The sequence below is a fragment of the Actinoallomurus liliacearum genome, assembly GCF_039542035.1.
In the GTDB taxonomy this organism is placed as follows: domain Bacteria; phylum Actinomycetota; class Actinomycetes; order Streptosporangiales; family Streptosporangiaceae; genus Actinoallomurus; species Actinoallomurus liliacearum.
The window spans coordinates 468,677-483,392 of the sequence record NZ_BAABHJ010000005.1; the positions used below are offsets into that span (position 1 = coordinate 468,677).

13 protein-coding genes and 1 pseudogene are annotated in these 14,716 nt (G+C 71.9%); 8 read left to right on the plus strand and 6 right to left on the minus strand.

Features of this window, described 5'->3' with window-relative positions:
- Positions 1–117 precede the first annotated feature (117 nt).
- Genes ABD978_RS09890 through panD form a run of 3 tightly spaced genes read left to right on the plus strand, consistent with a single transcriptional unit; the run spans position 118 to position 2,332 of the window.
- Positions 118–1,035: a Rossmann-like and DUF2520 domain-containing protein gene (locus tag ABD978_RS09890; protein WP_345351907.1), complete on the plus strand. Its 918-nt coding sequence runs from the start codon at positions 118–120 to the stop codon at positions 1,033–1,035.
- Positions 1,035–1,901, plus strand: coding sequence for a pantoate--beta-alanine ligase (panC, locus tag ABD978_RS09895; RefSeq protein WP_345351910.1), 867 nt, complete (start codon positions 1,035–1,037; stop codon positions 1,899–1,901). Before ABD978_RS09890 ends, panC begins: the two co-directional genes overlap by 1 nt.
- 5 nt (positions 1,902–1,906) lie before the next feature.
- Positions 1,907–2,332, plus strand: coding sequence for an aspartate 1-decarboxylase (gene panD, locus ABD978_RS09900; protein ID WP_345351913.1), 426 nt, complete (start codon positions 1,907–1,909; stop codon positions 2,330–2,332).
- Between the two features lie 522 nt (positions 2,333–2,854).
- Here panD and ABD978_RS09905 read toward each other — a convergent pair.
- Positions 2,855–3,886 (minus strand): nuclear transport factor 2 family protein, encoded by a 1,032-nt coding sequence (locus ABD978_RS09905; RefSeq protein WP_345351916.1) that lies wholly within the window; start codon positions 3,884–3,886, stop codon positions 2,855–2,857.
- An 88-nt stretch (positions 3,887–3,974) separates the two neighbouring features.
- On the opposite strand from ABD978_RS09905, the gene ABD978_RS09910 reads away from it, so the two are divergent.
- Positions 3,975–4,568 carry a TetR/AcrR family transcriptional regulator gene (locus tag ABD978_RS09910; RefSeq protein WP_345351919.1) on the plus strand — a complete coding sequence of 198 codons (594 nt, stop codon included), beginning with the start codon at positions 3,975–3,977 and terminating at the stop codon, positions 4,566–4,568.
- Here the strand turns inward: ABD978_RS09910 and ABD978_RS09915 are convergent.
- The 4 genes from ABD978_RS09915 to ABD978_RS09930 all read right to left on the minus strand — a co-directional run bounded on the left by ABD978_RS09915 (position 4,547) and on the right by ABD978_RS09930 (position 8,546).
- Positions 4,547–6,715, minus strand: coding sequence for an MMPL family transporter (locus tag ABD978_RS09915; RefSeq protein ID WP_345351922.1), 2,169 nt, complete (start codon positions 6,713–6,715; stop codon positions 4,547–4,549). The two genes, ABD978_RS09910 and ABD978_RS09915, sit on opposite strands and share 22 nt — an antisense overlap.
- Before the next feature lie 122 nt (positions 6,716–6,837).
- Positions 6,838–7,110 carry a hypothetical protein gene (locus tag ABD978_RS09920; protein ID WP_345351925.1) on the minus strand — a complete coding sequence of 91 codons (273 nt, stop codon included), beginning with the start codon at positions 7,108–7,110 and terminating at the stop codon, positions 6,838–6,840.
- Positions 7,107–7,430: an ArsR/SmtB family transcription factor gene (locus ABD978_RS09925; RefSeq protein ID WP_345351928.1), complete on the minus strand. Its 324-nt coding sequence runs from the start codon at positions 7,428–7,430 to the stop codon at positions 7,107–7,109. The genes ABD978_RS09920 and ABD978_RS09925 overlap by 4 nt, the downstream gene beginning before the upstream one ends.
- A 135-nt stretch (positions 7,431–7,565) precedes the next feature.
- Positions 7,566–8,546: an LLM class flavin-dependent oxidoreductase gene (locus ABD978_RS09930; protein WP_345353670.1), complete on the minus strand. Its 981-nt coding sequence runs from the start codon at positions 8,544–8,546 to the stop codon at positions 7,566–7,568.
- Between the two features lie 188 nt (positions 8,547–8,734).
- Here ABD978_RS09930 and ABD978_RS09935 point away from each other — a divergent pair.
- Both ABD978_RS09935 and ABD978_RS09945 read left to right on the plus strand, forming a co-directional pair.
- Positions 8,735–11,298: pseudogene (locus tag ABD978_RS09935) on the plus strand (L-aspartate oxidase).
- The gene (locus ABD978_RS09945; protein WP_345351937.1) at positions 11,298–12,089 is read left to right on the plus strand and encodes a type III pantothenate kinase; all 792 of its coding nucleotides are present in this window, start codon (positions 11,298–11,300) and stop codon (positions 12,087–12,089) included. The pseudogene ABD978_RS09935 and the gene ABD978_RS09945 overlap by 1 nt, the downstream one beginning before the upstream one ends.
- A gap of 42 nt (positions 12,090–12,131) precedes the next feature.
- On the opposite strand, the gene ABD978_RS09950 is transcribed toward ABD978_RS09945, so the two are convergent.
- On the minus strand, positions 12,132–12,491 hold the full coding sequence (locus ABD978_RS09950; protein ID WP_345351940.1) for a VOC family protein: 360 nt from the start codon (positions 12,489–12,491) through the stop codon (positions 12,132–12,134).
- 63 nt (positions 12,492–12,554) lie between these two features.
- Between ABD978_RS09950 and ABD978_RS09955 the strand changes: the two genes are divergently transcribed.
- Both ABD978_RS09955 and lysX read left to right on the plus strand, forming a co-directional pair.
- Entirely contained in the window at positions 12,555–12,986 is a 432-nt protein-coding gene (locus ABD978_RS09955) for a MarR family winged helix-turn-helix transcriptional regulator (RefSeq protein ID WP_345351943.1), read from the plus strand.
- Positions 12,987–13,042: 56 nt separating this feature from the next.
- Entirely contained in the window at positions 13,043–14,530 is a 1,488-nt protein-coding gene (lysX, locus tag ABD978_RS09960; RefSeq protein ID WP_425550688.1) for a bifunctional lysylphosphatidylglycerol synthetase/lysine--tRNA ligase LysX, read from the plus strand.
- The last annotated feature ends 186 nt before the right edge of the window (positions 14,531–14,716 follow it).

Consider the following 14,716-nt stretch of genomic DNA (forward strand, 5'->3'; position numbering starts at 1 on the left):
ACTGGAACGACCTATGACCGAGCGAAGCCCGCTCAACGGCGGCCTGCGCGCGCCATCGGCGCCCGCGGCGCCTTCCGCGCTCCCCGCGAATCCCGCCTCTTCGGTGGCGGCGGCCGGATGACCGCCTCGCATGACCGGCCGGGGCGGCTGGCCGTCGGCATCGTCGGCGTCGGCCGCGTCGGCTCGGCCCTCGGCCACGCGCTCACGCTCGCCGGCCACACGGTCGTGGCCGCCGCCGGCGTCTCCGAGGCCTCCCGCGAACGCGCGCGGCAGCGGCTGCCCGGCGTTCCGCTCCGCCCGGTTCAGGACGTCGTCTCCGCCGCCGACCTGGTCCTGCTCACCGTTCCCGACGACGCGCTCGCGCCGCTGGTCACCGGGCTGGTCGCCACCGACGTCAAGGTCGAGGGCAAGCTGCTCGCGCACACGAGCGGCCGGTACGGCGTGCGCGTCCTCGACCCGGCCACGCGCGCCGGGGCGCTGCCGCTCGCCCTGCATCCGGTGATGACCTTCACCGGGCGGCCCGACGACGTCCACCGGCTGGCCGGGATCAGCTTCGGCGTGACCTCGCCCGAGCCGTTGCGGCCCGTCGCCGAGGCCCTCGTCGTGGAGATGGGCGGCGAGCCGGTCTGGATCCCCGAGGATCGGCGCGCGCTCTACCACGCGGCCCTCGCGGGCGGCGCCAACCACCTCGTCACGCTCGTCGCCGAGTCGATGGACCTGCTGACGCGGGCCGGCGTCGAGGCGCCGGGCCGGATGCTCGGACCGCTGCTCGGCGCGGCGCTCGACAACGGGCTGCGGCTCGGCGTCCGGGGCCTGACCGGCCCGGTCGTCCGCGGCGACGCCGGCACGGTCGCCGAGCACGTCACCGAACTCGCCCGCGTCTCACCCGAGGCGCACGACGCGTACATCGCGCTGGCCCGGCTGACCGCCGACCGCGCGCTGGCCGCCGGGCTGCTGCGCGCGGAGGACGCCGAGCGCCTGCTCGACGCCCTGGCGGGCGGCCGTGGAGACGACACCGAGGGGACCGGAGATTGATGCCCGTCATCGCCCGCACGCGTGAGGAACTCGCCGCCGCCCGCGCCCCCGACGGCACCCTGGCGCTGGTCCCGACGATGGGCGCGCTGCACGAGGGCCACCGGTCGCTGCTGCGCCGGGCCCGGGAACTGGCCGACGTCGTCGCGGTGAGCATCTTCGTCAACCCGCTGCAGTTCGGGCCGAACGAGGACCTCGACCGGTACCCCCGGACCCTTCCCGAAGACATCGAGATCTGCGCGGCGGAGGGCGTCGACCTGATCTTCGCGCCGACCGTCGACGTCATGTACCCGCCGACCGCGCTCGGCGCGCGGGTCACCGTCGACTCCGGGCCGATGGGCACGGTCGTCGAAGGGGCCTGCCGCCCCGGCCACTTCGACGGCGTGCTCACCGTCGTCCTCAAGCTGTTCAACCTGGTCCGCCCGGACATCGCCGTCTTCGGCGAGAAGGACGCCCAGCAGCTCGCGATGATCCGCCGGATGGTCGCCGACCTGAACGTCCCCGTCCAGATCGTCGGCGCCCCGACCGTGCGGGAAACGGACGGCCTGGCGCTGTCCAGCCGCAACCGTTACCTGTCCGCGGCCGAGCGCCTCACCGCCGTGTCGCTGTCCATGGCGCTGCGCGCGGGGGCCGAGACGGTGGGCGACGGTCCCGCCAAGGTCGTACGGGCGGCGCGGACCGTGCTCGACGGCGCGATCGCAGCCGACCCGCCGCTCGAGCTCGACTACCTGGTGCTCGTCGACCCGGAGACGTTCCAGGAGGTCGACGACGCCCACACCGGCCCGGCCGTGCTCGCCGTCGCCGGCCGTGTCGGAACCACCCACCTCATCGACAACGTCCCCCTGCTCTTCGGTTCCGCCTCGGAGTGACCCGCATGTTCCGCACCATGTTCAAGTCCAAGATCCACCGCGCCACGGTCACCCAGGCCGACCTGCACTACGTCGGCTCCGTGACGATCGACGAGGACCTCATGGAGGCCGCCGACCTGCTGCCCGGCGAACAGGTCCAGATCGTCGACATCACCAACGGCGCCCGCCTGGAGACGTACGTCATCACCGGGCCGCGCGGCAGCGGAGTCATCGGCATCAACGGCGCCGCCGCCCACCTCGTCCACCCCGGCGACCTGGTCATCCTCATCAGCTACGGGACGATGACCGACGCGGAGGCCCGGACGTTCCAGCCGCGCGTCGTCCACGTCGACCGCGACAACCGGATCGTCGACCTGGGCACCGACCCGGCCGAGCCGGTCCCGGGCACCGCCACCGTCCGCGGCGACGCGGTCGAGGACGTCCCGGCCTGACCCCGGCTCTTCAACGCCGTGCCGGATCCGGCACGGGGTCGGTCGCGAGGGCGTCCCGGTTCAGGGCCGTGTTCGGTGGATCGCGTGCTGGTCGATCTGTGGCTGTGCGGCGCGGTGAGGGGGCGTGCGGCACCGGTCGGGCAGAGCGGTCCGCCCGTCAGGTGGGGCGTCGTTTCTGGTGGTGTCTACTCAGGGGAGACGAATTCTCCGCTGGGTAGACGCCGGTGAAAGAGGCCGGGCGACCTGGGTGTGTGATCTGTGGAGATCGTCCGTTATCTCCTTTGGGTGATCGTGCGGGGCCGTGCCGGATGCTCGGCAAAAGCCTTACCCGTGGTGCAGACATGCGCACTTTGCCCCCGTCTCGGACTGCGGTCGCCGAGCATTCGGTACGCCGCGGGTGGCGGACCGGGGCCGTCCCAGGTGCCGGCTCGGCCGACCGGGGTGACGAACCCGCCGCCATCGGACAGGGATCAGCCTGGTCCCGTGCCGTCAGGGAGCGCCACAAGGTCTACCGGACAGGTCCTAGGCCGGTCGGCGCGCTGCCGGGTCCGGCAGGCGGCCGGGTGCGGCGGCGGCCGCGAGGACGTCCAGGTAGTCGCGCTGTCGGACGATCCGGCCGTCGCGGACGGTGAGCACGACGAGGTTCGCGATCGAGCACGGCAGGCCGCTCGCTGTCGCGGTGCCGACGATGGCGTGCTCGGCGACGATCACCTCGGGGTCGGTCGTCTCGTGCACGACGACGCCGCGGAACTCCTCGATCCGCAGCGCCCCGCCCATCGCCGCCCGCAGGTGGGACCGGATCGCCGCCCGGCCGTGCAGGGAGCGCGGGAGACCGGGTACGGCGAAGGGGAACTCCAGGACCGCGTCGTCCGCGTACAGGTCGGCGTAGTCGTCGGCCGACCCGTCGAGCGCGGCCCGCAAGATGCGCTCGTACACCGCGCGCGTGCCGACCACCGGCCCGTCTGGGGCGACCACCGGCTCGTCCGGGTCACCGTCCGTGCCGGACACGGGTCCGTCCGGGGCGACTACCGGCCCGTTCAGGTCACCGTCCGGGCGGGGCAGCGGTCCGTCCGGTGACCAGGGGGAGAGTGCCGGGTCCGGGGTCGGGGCCGGGAGGTCGCGGGCGCCAGCAAGCAGCGCGTCCAGCGTGCCGAGGGCGTCGGCGATGGCCAGGGTGGGCTGGTACTCGCGCCAGAGCCGGACGCGGCCGTTGTGGACCCGCAGCACGAGGACGAACGGCGCGGCGGCGGAGCGGCCGGTGGTCGTGACGGTGCCGGCCATCTCGTACTCCACGACGATGGTCTCGGGGTCGGTGGTCTCGTGCACCCGGACGTCGCGGAACTCCTCGAACCGTACGGGCAGCGCGGTCCGGCTCGCCGCGGTGTGCGCGTGGAACTCCGTTCCGTCCGTGAAGCGCCGGGGCGCTCCCGGCGGCGCGCAGGGCAGCTCGATCGTCACGTCCCCGGAGCGCAGCGCCTCCGGTGCGCCCCATTCGCCGCGCAGCACCCTGTCGCGGAACCCCTCGAACACCTGCCGTGGACCGGTCGCCGACATGCCAAGCCTCCGTTCGCTCAACGCGCGTTGAGACTCAACGAGCGTAGAGCGAAATCGGATCTTCGGTCAACGCCGGTAGATTCGGGCCGTGCGCGACGCGAACGAGCCGATGACCCGGGCGGAGCGGAGGCGGCGGACGGAGGCGCGGATCCTCGCCGCCGCCCGCGCGCGGTTCGCCGAGGTCGGTTACGACCGCACGACGATCCGCGCGGTCGCGGCGGCGGCCGAGGTGGACCCCGCGCTCGTCATGCAGTATTTCGGCGACAAGAAGGAGCTGTTCCGCCGGGCCGTCGAGGTTCCGCCCGACGAGGAGCTGCCCGGCGACCCCGCCGGGCTCATCGATCTGCTGCTGTCCATCGTCGGCGTCAAGCTCGGCGAGCTCCCGCAGACGTCACTGCCGCTGCTGCGCTCGACCTTCACCCATCCGGAGGCGACCGAGCGGATGCGCGCCGCGATGACCCGACAGGTCGGGCAGGCGAGCGCCGCCATCCCGGGCGAGGACGCCGAGCTGCGGGCCGCGCTGATCCTGGCGATCCTGTTCGGCGTGTCCACCGGACGGAATCTGATCGAGCTCGGCCCGCTCCGCGACGCGACGCCGGAGCAGATCACGCGTCTGCTCCGGCCCTGCTTCGAGGCGCTGACCGGTCACGCCCCACCCGGTCAGGCGCCGCCCGAGACCTGATCCGCCGACGCCCGTAGCCCGCGGATCCGCGGACCGTCAGCGGCGGTGGCCGGACGGCGCCACACTCGCTCGCCGAGCACGGCCATCGCCGCGGGCAGGAGTACGCCGCGCACCAGCGTGGCGTCGATCAGGACGGCGACCGCCAGGCCGACGCCCATCATCTTGTACTCGATGGCCGTCAGGACGGCGAAGACGCTGAACGCGGCGGTCATGATCGCGGCCGCGCTGGTGACCACGCCCGAACTGGTGCCGATCCCGGTGACGACGGCCTCGACGGCCGTGTCGCCCGCCGCCCGGCGCTCGCGGATCCGGCTGAGGATGAAGATGTGGTAGTCCATGCTCAGCCCGAAGAGGATCACGAACATGAACAGCGGCAGCCAGTCGACCACGCCGCCGTACGCGGTGAAGCCGAGCAGCGAGCCGAGATGTCCGTCCTGGAAGATCCAGGTCAGCACGCCGTAGGCGGCGCCGATCGACAGGAGATTGAGCAGGATCGACACCAGCGGGATGGCCACCGAGCGGAACGAGACCGCCAGCAGCACGAAGGACAGGGCCAGTACGAACCCGAACACCAGCGGCGACCGGTCCTTGATCACCTTGGTGAAGTCGTAGGCGAAGGCCGTCTTGCCCGCGACGGCATGGTCCACGCCGTCCAGCCCGTCGAGTGCGGCCGTCTTCCGGCGGAGGTCGCGCAGCGACCGGTCGGCCTTCTCGCCGGTGCCGAAGTCGGCGAGCGGGACCCGGGCCACCAGGATCCGGTCCACGCGAGTGGTCGAGATGGGATGCAGGTCCGCGACGGCCGTGCGCACGGCGGGCTCGTCCAGCGCGCCGGGCCGCTTCTCCCACAGCACGACCCACGCGGGCGAGGGGCTGCCGGGGAACTCCTGTTGCATGCGGATGGCCGCGTCCACCACGGGGACCCGGCGCGGCAGGCTGTCGGTGACCGCCGCGTCCTGAAGCCGCATGCCGAGCGCGGGAAGCGTCATGAGGATCAGGGCGAGCGCGGCCACTCCGCCCCACAGGAGGGGACGGCGGACGACGTGACGCGCCACCGCGGTCCAGAAGCGGGAGCGCCCGGCAGCGGTACGGCGGCGGCCGAGCCAGGGGATGCGGGCCTTGTCGACGCGGTGCCCGAGCAGGGACAGCAGCGCGGGCAGCACCGTCACCGACCCGACCATGGCCGTGCCGACGACCAGGACGGCACCGACGGTGAGGCCCTTGAAGTTGTCCAGCCCGGTGAACAGCAGACCGGCCAGGCACAGCACCACGGTCAGGCCGGAGACGACCACCACGTGCCCGGACGTCCTGGCGCTGATCCTCAGGGCCTCGGCGACCGACCGGCCCGCGGCGCGTTCTTCCCGCTCCCGGCGCAGGTAGAACAGTGAATAGTCGATGCCGACGGCGACGCCGATCAGCAGCACGATGGACGAGGTCGCGCTGTTGACCGGGACCCAGTGCCCGGCCACCCGCAGCAGCCCGAACGTGCCCGCGACCGTGGTGATCGCCAGCAGGAGCGGAATCCCCGCCGCGATCAACGAGCCGAACACCACCAGCAAGATGATCACGGTGAGCGGCAGGGAGAAGAACTCGGCTCGTTTCACGTCGTTCTTGATGCCGTCGTTCACCGCGTCGGACAGGCTCTTGTCTCCGGCCTGCGCCAGCCGGACCTGCGGATGCCGGGCCGTCACGTCCCCGATGCCCTTGACGATCGCGTCGTAGTGTTCACGGAAGGCTTCGTCGGGACCGGCGATCTGGATGTTGACCAGGCCGGACCGCCCGTCCTTGGAGATCAGATCCGCCCCGTCCCGGTCCAGGGGCGAGCGGAGGGTGCCGAGGCCGCGCAGGGTCTGGGTCAGGTCGCGGGTGGCCGACCGCAGCGCGGGGTCATCGGCGAAGCGGGCGGTACCCGTCCTGGACTGGACCAGGACGTTCTCCTGCAGCGGCACGTACGCGGTCTGGGCGCTCAGGACCCGGTCGACGCGACCGGACTCTCCCGGATCGGTGCTGTTGGTCTGCTCCAGGCCGAGCACACCACTGGCCAGCACCGCCACGACCACCAGCGCGAACCAGCCGCAGACCGCCAGGGCCCGGTGTCGGACGGACCAGCCCACGATCCGCTCGGTGATCGGCTTGCGTTCAGGCAGCACGAAATGCTGTCCTTTCCATGAGGAAGTGTTCCTGTGAGAGCCCGCCCTCGGGCGGGATGGTGCTTCTTCGTTCACTGGGCCGTCGAGTTGCCGCTCGGCGGCCCAGCTCGTTCGTTGAGTCGTTACTCCACTGTCTGCAGGATCTTCTCCAGCGAGCTCATGCGCTCCTCCATCGCGGCCAGGCGCTGGCCGGCCTCGGTGAGCTGCCGCTCGATGCCCTGCTGTGTCTCGACGCCGCTCTCGGCGAGCCTGCGGTACTCGTCTTCGCGGGCCAGCGCCGCGCGGGCGCGCACGGTGGCGCCCACCTGGATGATGATCACGGTGATCACCGTCGTGATGAAGGTGAAGATGCCGATCGCGCCGGCCACCTCCGCGAGTCCATGGCCGTCCATCATCTGTCGCCCTTCTCCTCTCCTGGCACGGTCAGCGTGCGCACCGCGGCCTCGATGGCCTGCGGTGTCAGCTCGATCCTGAACGGGTTGACCTCGTAGAACTTCATCGCCTTCCCGTCCTCGGACACCTCGGCCCGGCCCGTCACCAGTCCGGCCGCTTCCAATTTGCGCAGGTGGACTTGCAGGAGGGGCCGGCTGATACCCAGCTCGCGGGCGAGCCTGCTCACGTAGTCGCGCTCGCCCGACAGCGCCGCCAGGACACGCAGGCGATGCGGGTTCGCCAGCGTGGCCAGCACCTTCAGCAGCTCGTCCCCACTCGTCATGACACATCCCGGCACATGCAAAGAAAAGTTAGCACATGCCTATTCGAGTTATCCATGGTTCGGCGCGGCGGGAAAGCGGACAGGGCCGGAGCAGACGCCACGTCTGCTCCGGCCCTGTCTCGAGGCGCCGTCCGGTCAGGTTCCGCCCGACGCCTGATCCGCCGACGCCCGCAGCGCGGAGAGTAGGCCGGCGATCCGCTCGAGCTGGTCCCGCTGGCCGCGCAGGTCCAGCGCCCCCAGGCGGAGCACCAGGTGCCGCGCTCCCGCGGCGACGTACCGGCCGAGGCCCTCGCGGACCTGGTCGGCGGTGCCGGTGACGACGGCCTGGATCTTCTCCAGCTCTGTCAGTGGCATGCCGTACGCCGCCCGCGCGTAGTCCTCCAGCGCTCCGCGGCCGCGCGCCACGCTCTCGTCGACCCGTACGGACACGAACAGGGCGGGCGTGACGTCCTCGGGCGTGCGCCCGGCGTCGGCCGCCGCCTTCCGTACGTCCTCCAGGCCCGTCGCGTAGTCCGCCGGATCGGGCGGGTACGGCAGCCATCCGTCGTACAGCCGTCCGGTGCGGGCCAGTGCGGCCGGGGTGCCGCCGCCGAGCCAGATCGGCGGGCCGCCGGGCCGGAACGGCCGGGTGGCCGGCGGCAGGTCGTCGAACCGGAGGAGGTCGCCGTGGAAGGAGGTGGCGCCGTTCCACAGGTCGCGCCAGAGCGCGACCGTCTCGTCCAGCCGCGTGAAGCGGCGCTCCCACGGCACCTCCGAGAGCGTGTAGAACGGCCGGCCGAACCGGCCCGGGAACCCCGCGCCCACCGCGACGACGAGCCGGCCGCCGGACAGCAGGTCGACCGACGCGATCGCCTGGGCCGCCTGCACCGGACGGCGCAGGAACGGCAGCAGCGCCCCGGTCCCGAGCGTTACGCGGTCGGTCGCCGGGGCCAGCGCGGCGAGCATCGTCAGCGCCTCGATGCGGGGGCTGATCAGCGAGTCGTTGACGAAGAGGGAGGAGAAGCCCGAGCGTTCGGCGTGGCGGCCGAACGCGACCAGGTCGCGCGGGTCGCCGTCCGGGCCCCACTGGGCGCTTCCGGTCGGCAGCAGCACGCCGACGTCCATACCGCCGCTCATCTCGGTCACGGGATCTCCTTGTCGTGGTTCGGGGGCACCACAGATCCTGCGGGCGGCGACGGCGGCGGACAATTCCCTGCCGGGAATGGGGCAGCGACCCCGGCGAAGCGGGATGACCCCGGAGGAATGGAACAGTTCGGGCGACCGGTTATAGTCAATCTGACGAGAACGCCTCCGGAGGAGGGTCCATGGTCCCCCGACGCCTCACCGCTCCCGATCCAGGCTGGACGATCGACACCGACATCATCGTGATCGGCTCCGGCGTCGCCGGACTCGTGACGGCCCTGCGGGCCCGTACGGCCGGACGCGTCCTGCTGGTCACCAAGGCGCTGCTCGACGACGGGTCCACCCGGTGGGCCCAAGGCGGCATCGCGGCGGCCCTGCACCCGGACGACTCCCCGGAGGAGCACCTCCGCGACACTCTCACCGCCGGCGTCGACCTCTGCGACGACGAGGCCGTACGCGTGCTCGTGACCGAGGGCCCCGACGCCGTACGCGAGCTGATCGAGCTCGGCGCCGAGTTCGACCGGAACGAGGACGGGCAGGTCGCGCTGACCCGTGAGGGCGGGCACCTCAAGCGCCGCATCGCGCACGCGGGCGGCGACGCGACCGGCGCCGAGGTCAGCCGGGCGCTGCTGGCGAAGCTCAAGGACTCCGGCATCGAGGTCATCGAGCACGCCCTGGTGCTCGACCTGCTGATGGAGCAGGGGCGGGTCGCCGGGGTGACACTGCACGTCATGGGGGAGGGCCGCCGGGACGGCGTCGGCGCCGTCCGCGCCCGCGCGGTGATCCTCGCGACCGGCGGCCTGGGCCAGGTCTTCCAGGCCACCACGAACCCGGAGGTGTCGACCGGCGACGGTGTCGCGCTCGCGCTGCGCGCCGGGGCGGCCGTGGCGGACCTGGAGTTCGTGCAGTTCCACCCCACTGTCATGTGGCTGGGCCCGGACGCGAAGGGACGGCAGCCGCTGATCTCCGAGGCCGTACGCGGCGAGGGGGCGTACCTCATCAACGAGCGGGGCGACCGGTTCATGGCCGGGCGGCACCCGCTGGCCGACCTCGCCCCACGCGACGTCGTCGCCAAGGCGATCATGACGATGATGCGGGAGACCGGTGCCTCCTGCGCGTACCTCGACGGCCGGAACCTCGGGCCGCGGACCTGGGCGAACCGGTTCCCGACGATCCTCGCGGCCTGTGAGGAGCACGGCATCGACCCGGTGAACGAGCCGATCCCGGTGCTGCCGGCCGCGCACTACGCCAGCGGCGGCGTCCGTACGGACCTGTGGGGCCGCACGTCCGTCCCGGGCCTGTACGCCTGCGGAGAGGTCGCCTGCACCGGCGTGCACGGCGCGAACCGGCTCGCCTCGAACTCCCTCCTCGAGGGCCTGGTCTTCGGCCGGCGGATCGCCGAGGCGCTGTCCGCCGACCTCGCCGGCGAAGCCCCTCGAACCACCGGCGAAGCCCCTCGAGCCGCCGAGGAAGCCCCTCGAGCCGCCGAGGAAGCCCCTCGGGCCGCCGGGGAGCCGGCGCTGCTGGATCCGAGCGTGCGCGCGGAGGTCCAGCAGATCATGACCTCCTACGCCGGCGTTCTGCGGAACGGTCCAGGACTGGACCGCGCGGCACGGGAACTCGCCGCGCTCGCGGACCGTACGACCGACGAGCCGTGCACCGAGGCGTGGGAGGCGACCAACCTGCACGGCGTCGCGTCCCTGATCGTGGCGGCGGCCCGGCGCCGCGAGGAGACCCGGGGCAGCCACTGGCGGGAGGACTTCCCCGACGCCGACCGGACCTGGCGCGGTCACCTGGTCTCGACCCTCGCCGCCGACGGAACCATCACCACGACCTACGAGCCCCGGGAGCTTTCTTGAACACCGAACTCGAGACGAGGCTGCGCGCCGCCGGACTGGATCCACAGGCTGTGGACGGCCTCGTCCGTACGGCGCTGGCCGAGGACGGCGAGACGGACGTCACCAGCGAGCCGATCTTCCCGCCGACCGCCACCGGCCGCGCCGACATGGTGGCCCGGCAGCCCGGCGTGGTCGCCGGCCTCCCCGTCGCCGAGCTCGTCTTCGCCGCGGTCCTCGACCACTCCCCGCAGGTCCGCGACGACCTGAAGGTCGTCATCCGCGTCGAGGACGGGTCCCGGATCGCGCCCGGCGACGTCCTGCTCACCGTCGAGGGCCCGCTGGTGCCGCTGCTGCGCGCGGAGCGCACCGCGCTGAACTTCCTCACCCACCTGTCCGGCGTCGCGAGCCTCACCCGCCGCTGGGCGGACGAGATCGCGCACACGAAGGCCCGCGTCCGGGACACCCGCAAGACGCTGCCGGGGCTGCGCGCGCTGCAGAAGTACGCCGTCCGCCTCGGCGGCGGCGTGAACCACCGCATGTCCCTCGCCGACGCGGCACTGATCAAGGACAACCACGTGGCCGCCGCCGGGTCGGTGACCGCCGCGTTCACCGCCGTGACCAGGCCGGACCTGCACGTCCAGGTCGAGTGCGACACCCTCGACCAGGTACGCGAGGCGCTGGCCGCCGGGGCGCGCTCGATCCTGCTGGACAACATGGGCATCGCCGAGCTGACCGAGGCCGTACGCCTGACCGACGGCCGGGCCGAGCTGGAGGCCAGCGGCGGGCTCACCATTGACGGGGCCCGCGCTGTGGCCGAGACCGGAGTCGACTACCTTGCCGTGGGGGCGCTGACCCATTCGGCCGGCGCGCTCGACATCGGCCTTGACCTCTCGACAGCGGGGACCTGATGCTGCTCACGATCGACGTCGGTAACACCCACACGGTGCTGGGCCTCTTCGAAGGGGAGGAGGTCATCGAGCACTGGCGCATCAACACCGACTCCCGGCGTACCGCGGACGAGATCGCGGTCGTCCTGCAGGGCCTCGTCCAGCAGAGCCCGCTGCTGGCCGACACCGACATCAGCGGCATCGCGCTGTGCTCCACCGTCCCGTCGGTCCTGCACGAGATGCGGGAGATGTGCCGTCGCTACTACGGCGACGTCACCGCCGTCATCGTCGAGCCGGGCGTCAAGACCGGGGTGCCGATCCGGATGGACAACCCCAAGGAGGTCGGCTCCGACCGGATCATCAACAGCCTGGCGGCGGGCCACCTTCACGGCGGCCCGGCGATCGTCGTCGACTTCGGCACCGCGACGACGTTCGACGCCGTCTCCTCCAAGGGCGAGTACGTCGGCGGCGCCATCGCCCCCGGCATCGAGATCTCGGTCGACGCGCTGTCCGCGCGCGGCGCGCAGCTCCACAAGGTCGAGCTCGTACGGCCCCGCAACGTCATCGGCAAGAACACCGTCGAGGCGCTGCAGTCCGGCATCATCTACGGCTTCGCCGGCCAGGTGGACGGCGTCGTACGCCGCATGTCGGAGGAGCTGGCCGACGACCCGGAGGAGGTCACCGTCGTCGCGACCGGCGGCCTCGCCCCGCTCGTCCTGGAGGAGGCCCGCAGCATCGACGTGTACGAGCCGTGGCTGACGCTCATCGGCCTGCGCCTGGTCTACGAGCGCAACGTCGGCGTCTCCGGCTGAGTCGGCGGCCGCACGCCTCCGCCGGCCGGTCGGCCCGACCGGTCAGCCGTGCAGCGTGACGACGTACCCGTCGAGGTCGCGGAAGGCGAACATCCGGCCGAACGGGCTGTCGGAGGGCGGCCGGACGATCGCGACTCCGGCCGCGGCGAGGTCGTCATGCGTCTTGTCGGCGTCGTCGGTCTTCAGCCACAGTGCCACGCCGAGCCCGGCCGGCCCGGCGTCCAGGTCCAGGCCGGGCAGCGGCTCGCGTACCGCGAAGCTGATCGGCTCCGTGGCGAAGACCACCGCGCCCGGCGGTGACGCCGGCGCCCGCCGGAGGCCGAGGTGCTTCTCGTAGAAGGCGGCCGCAGCCGCGACATCGCGCACCTGAAGAGCGACGAAGTCGGGTCCACTCACTGTCATTTTCGACTCCCGGGGGTGTATGTCAGGATTTTGACATGCGGGAGCGTATGTCAGGATGTTGACATGACGCAAGATGAACTCGACGGCAGCGTGGGCTACGTGCTCAAACGGGCGCAGGCCGCACTCCGCGCGGCCATGGACGCCGCCCTGCGCGAGCATGGGCTGACCACCCCGCAGTACGTCTGCCTCGAACGGCTCGACCAGCGGCCGGGTCTGTCCAACGCCGAGCTCGCCCGAAATGCCTTCGTGAGCCGCCAGTCGATGAACGTCGTCCTGCGCGGCCTGGAGGAAGGCGGGCTCGTCGAGCGTCCGGCGCGGGCGCCTCACGGGCGGGCGCTGCCCGTCCGCCTGACCGCCGAGGGCAGAGAGCGGCTTCGTCGCGCCCACGCCGACGTCTTCGAGATCGAGCGGCGCATGGTCGGCGTCCTCGGCCCCGAACGCGTGGATCCGCTACGCGCGGACCTGACCCGCATCGCCGAAGATCTCGGCGGCTGAACGCCCGGCGGCCCGACGGCCGAGGAGGGCCCGCCGGGCCGGTAGCCTTTTTCATCGTGAGCGAGTCGTACGACGATCTTCCGGAGCAGATGCGGATCCGCCGCGAGAAGGTGGACCGGTTGCGCGAGCAGGGCGTGGACCCCTACCCGCTGGGGTTCCCGCGTACCGCGACGATCGCGGAGGTCCGCGCGAAGTACCCCGACCTCGAGCCGGGCGCGGCGACCGGGGACAAGGTCGGCGTGACCGGCCGCGTCATCCTGGCCCGCAACACCGGCAAGCTCTGCTTCGCCACGATCCGCGACGGTAGCGGCGACATCCAGGTCATGCTCTCGCTCGCCAACGTCGGCCCGGAGGCACTGGAGTCCTGGAAGCGCGACATCGACCTCGGCGACCACGTCGGCGTCGAGGGCGAGGTGATCACCTCCCGGCGCGGCGAGCTGTCGATCATGGCCGACCGGTTCGCGCTGACCTCCAAGTCGCTGCGCCCGCTCCCGGAGAAGCACGCCGGCCTCACCGACCCCGAGCAGCGGGTCCGCATGCGCTACGTCGACCTGATCGTCAACGACGAGGCGCGGCGCATGGCCCGCCTGCGCAGCGACACGGTCCGCGCGATCCGCGAGTACCTCACCGGCCGCGAGTTCCTCGAGGTCGAGACGCCGATGCTGCAGCCGATCCACGGCGGCGCGGCCGCACGTCCGTTCGCCACGCACATCAACGCGTACGACATGGACCTCTACCTGCGGATCGCCATCGAGCTGTACCTCAAGCGGCTCGTCGTCGGCGGCATCGAGAAGGTCTTCGAGATCAACCGCAACTTCCGCAACGAGGGCGCGGACTCCACGCACAACCCCGAGTTCACGATGCTCGAGGCGTACGAGGCGTACGGCGACTACGACACGATCGCCACCCTCACCCGTGAGCTGTACCAGGCGGCGGTGGTCGCCGCGCTCGGCACGACGGTCGTCGTGCACAAGGACCAGGAGATCGACCTCGCCGGCGACGAGTGGCCGCAGGTCACCCTGTACGGCGCGGTCTCCGACGCGGTCGGCGAGGAGATCACCACCGAGACGCCGATCGACGACGTCCGGAAGATCTTCGAGCAGCGCGATCTGGAGTTCGACCCCAAGTGGGGGCAGGGCAAGCTGGTCCAGGAACTGTTCGAGGCGCTGGTGGAGCACACCCTCGTCCAGCCGACGTTCGTGCGGGACTACCCCCTCGAGACCTCGCCGCTCGCCCGCACCCACCGCGACGACCCGCTGCTCACCGAGAAGTGGGACCTCATCGGCTTCGGCACCGAGCTGGGCACCGGCTACTCCGAGCTCATCGACCCGATCGAGCAGCGCCGCCGGCTGACCGAGCAGTCCCTGCTGGCCGCCGGCGGTGACGCGGAGGCCATGCAGCTCGACGAGGACTTCCTCCGCGCCCTGGAGTACGCCATGCCGCCCACGGGCGGCGTCGGCATCGGCATCGACCGCATGATCATGGCCTTCACCGGCAAGAACATCCGCGAGACGATCCTGTTCCCGCTGGTCAAGCCGGAGTGACCCGCGCGAGCCCCCGTCGTGCGGGGGCTCGCTCTGCTTTTCGCGTCATTTCACCGATGGATCCGCACGTCGGCGTAGGGCTAACCCTATCCAGGGTGATGACTCGTTGACAGGTGGTGAGTCGGGACCGATTCTGTGCTCATCCATCGGCGGCTCGACCGCCGATCCCGCGGGCCGGTGACCGAA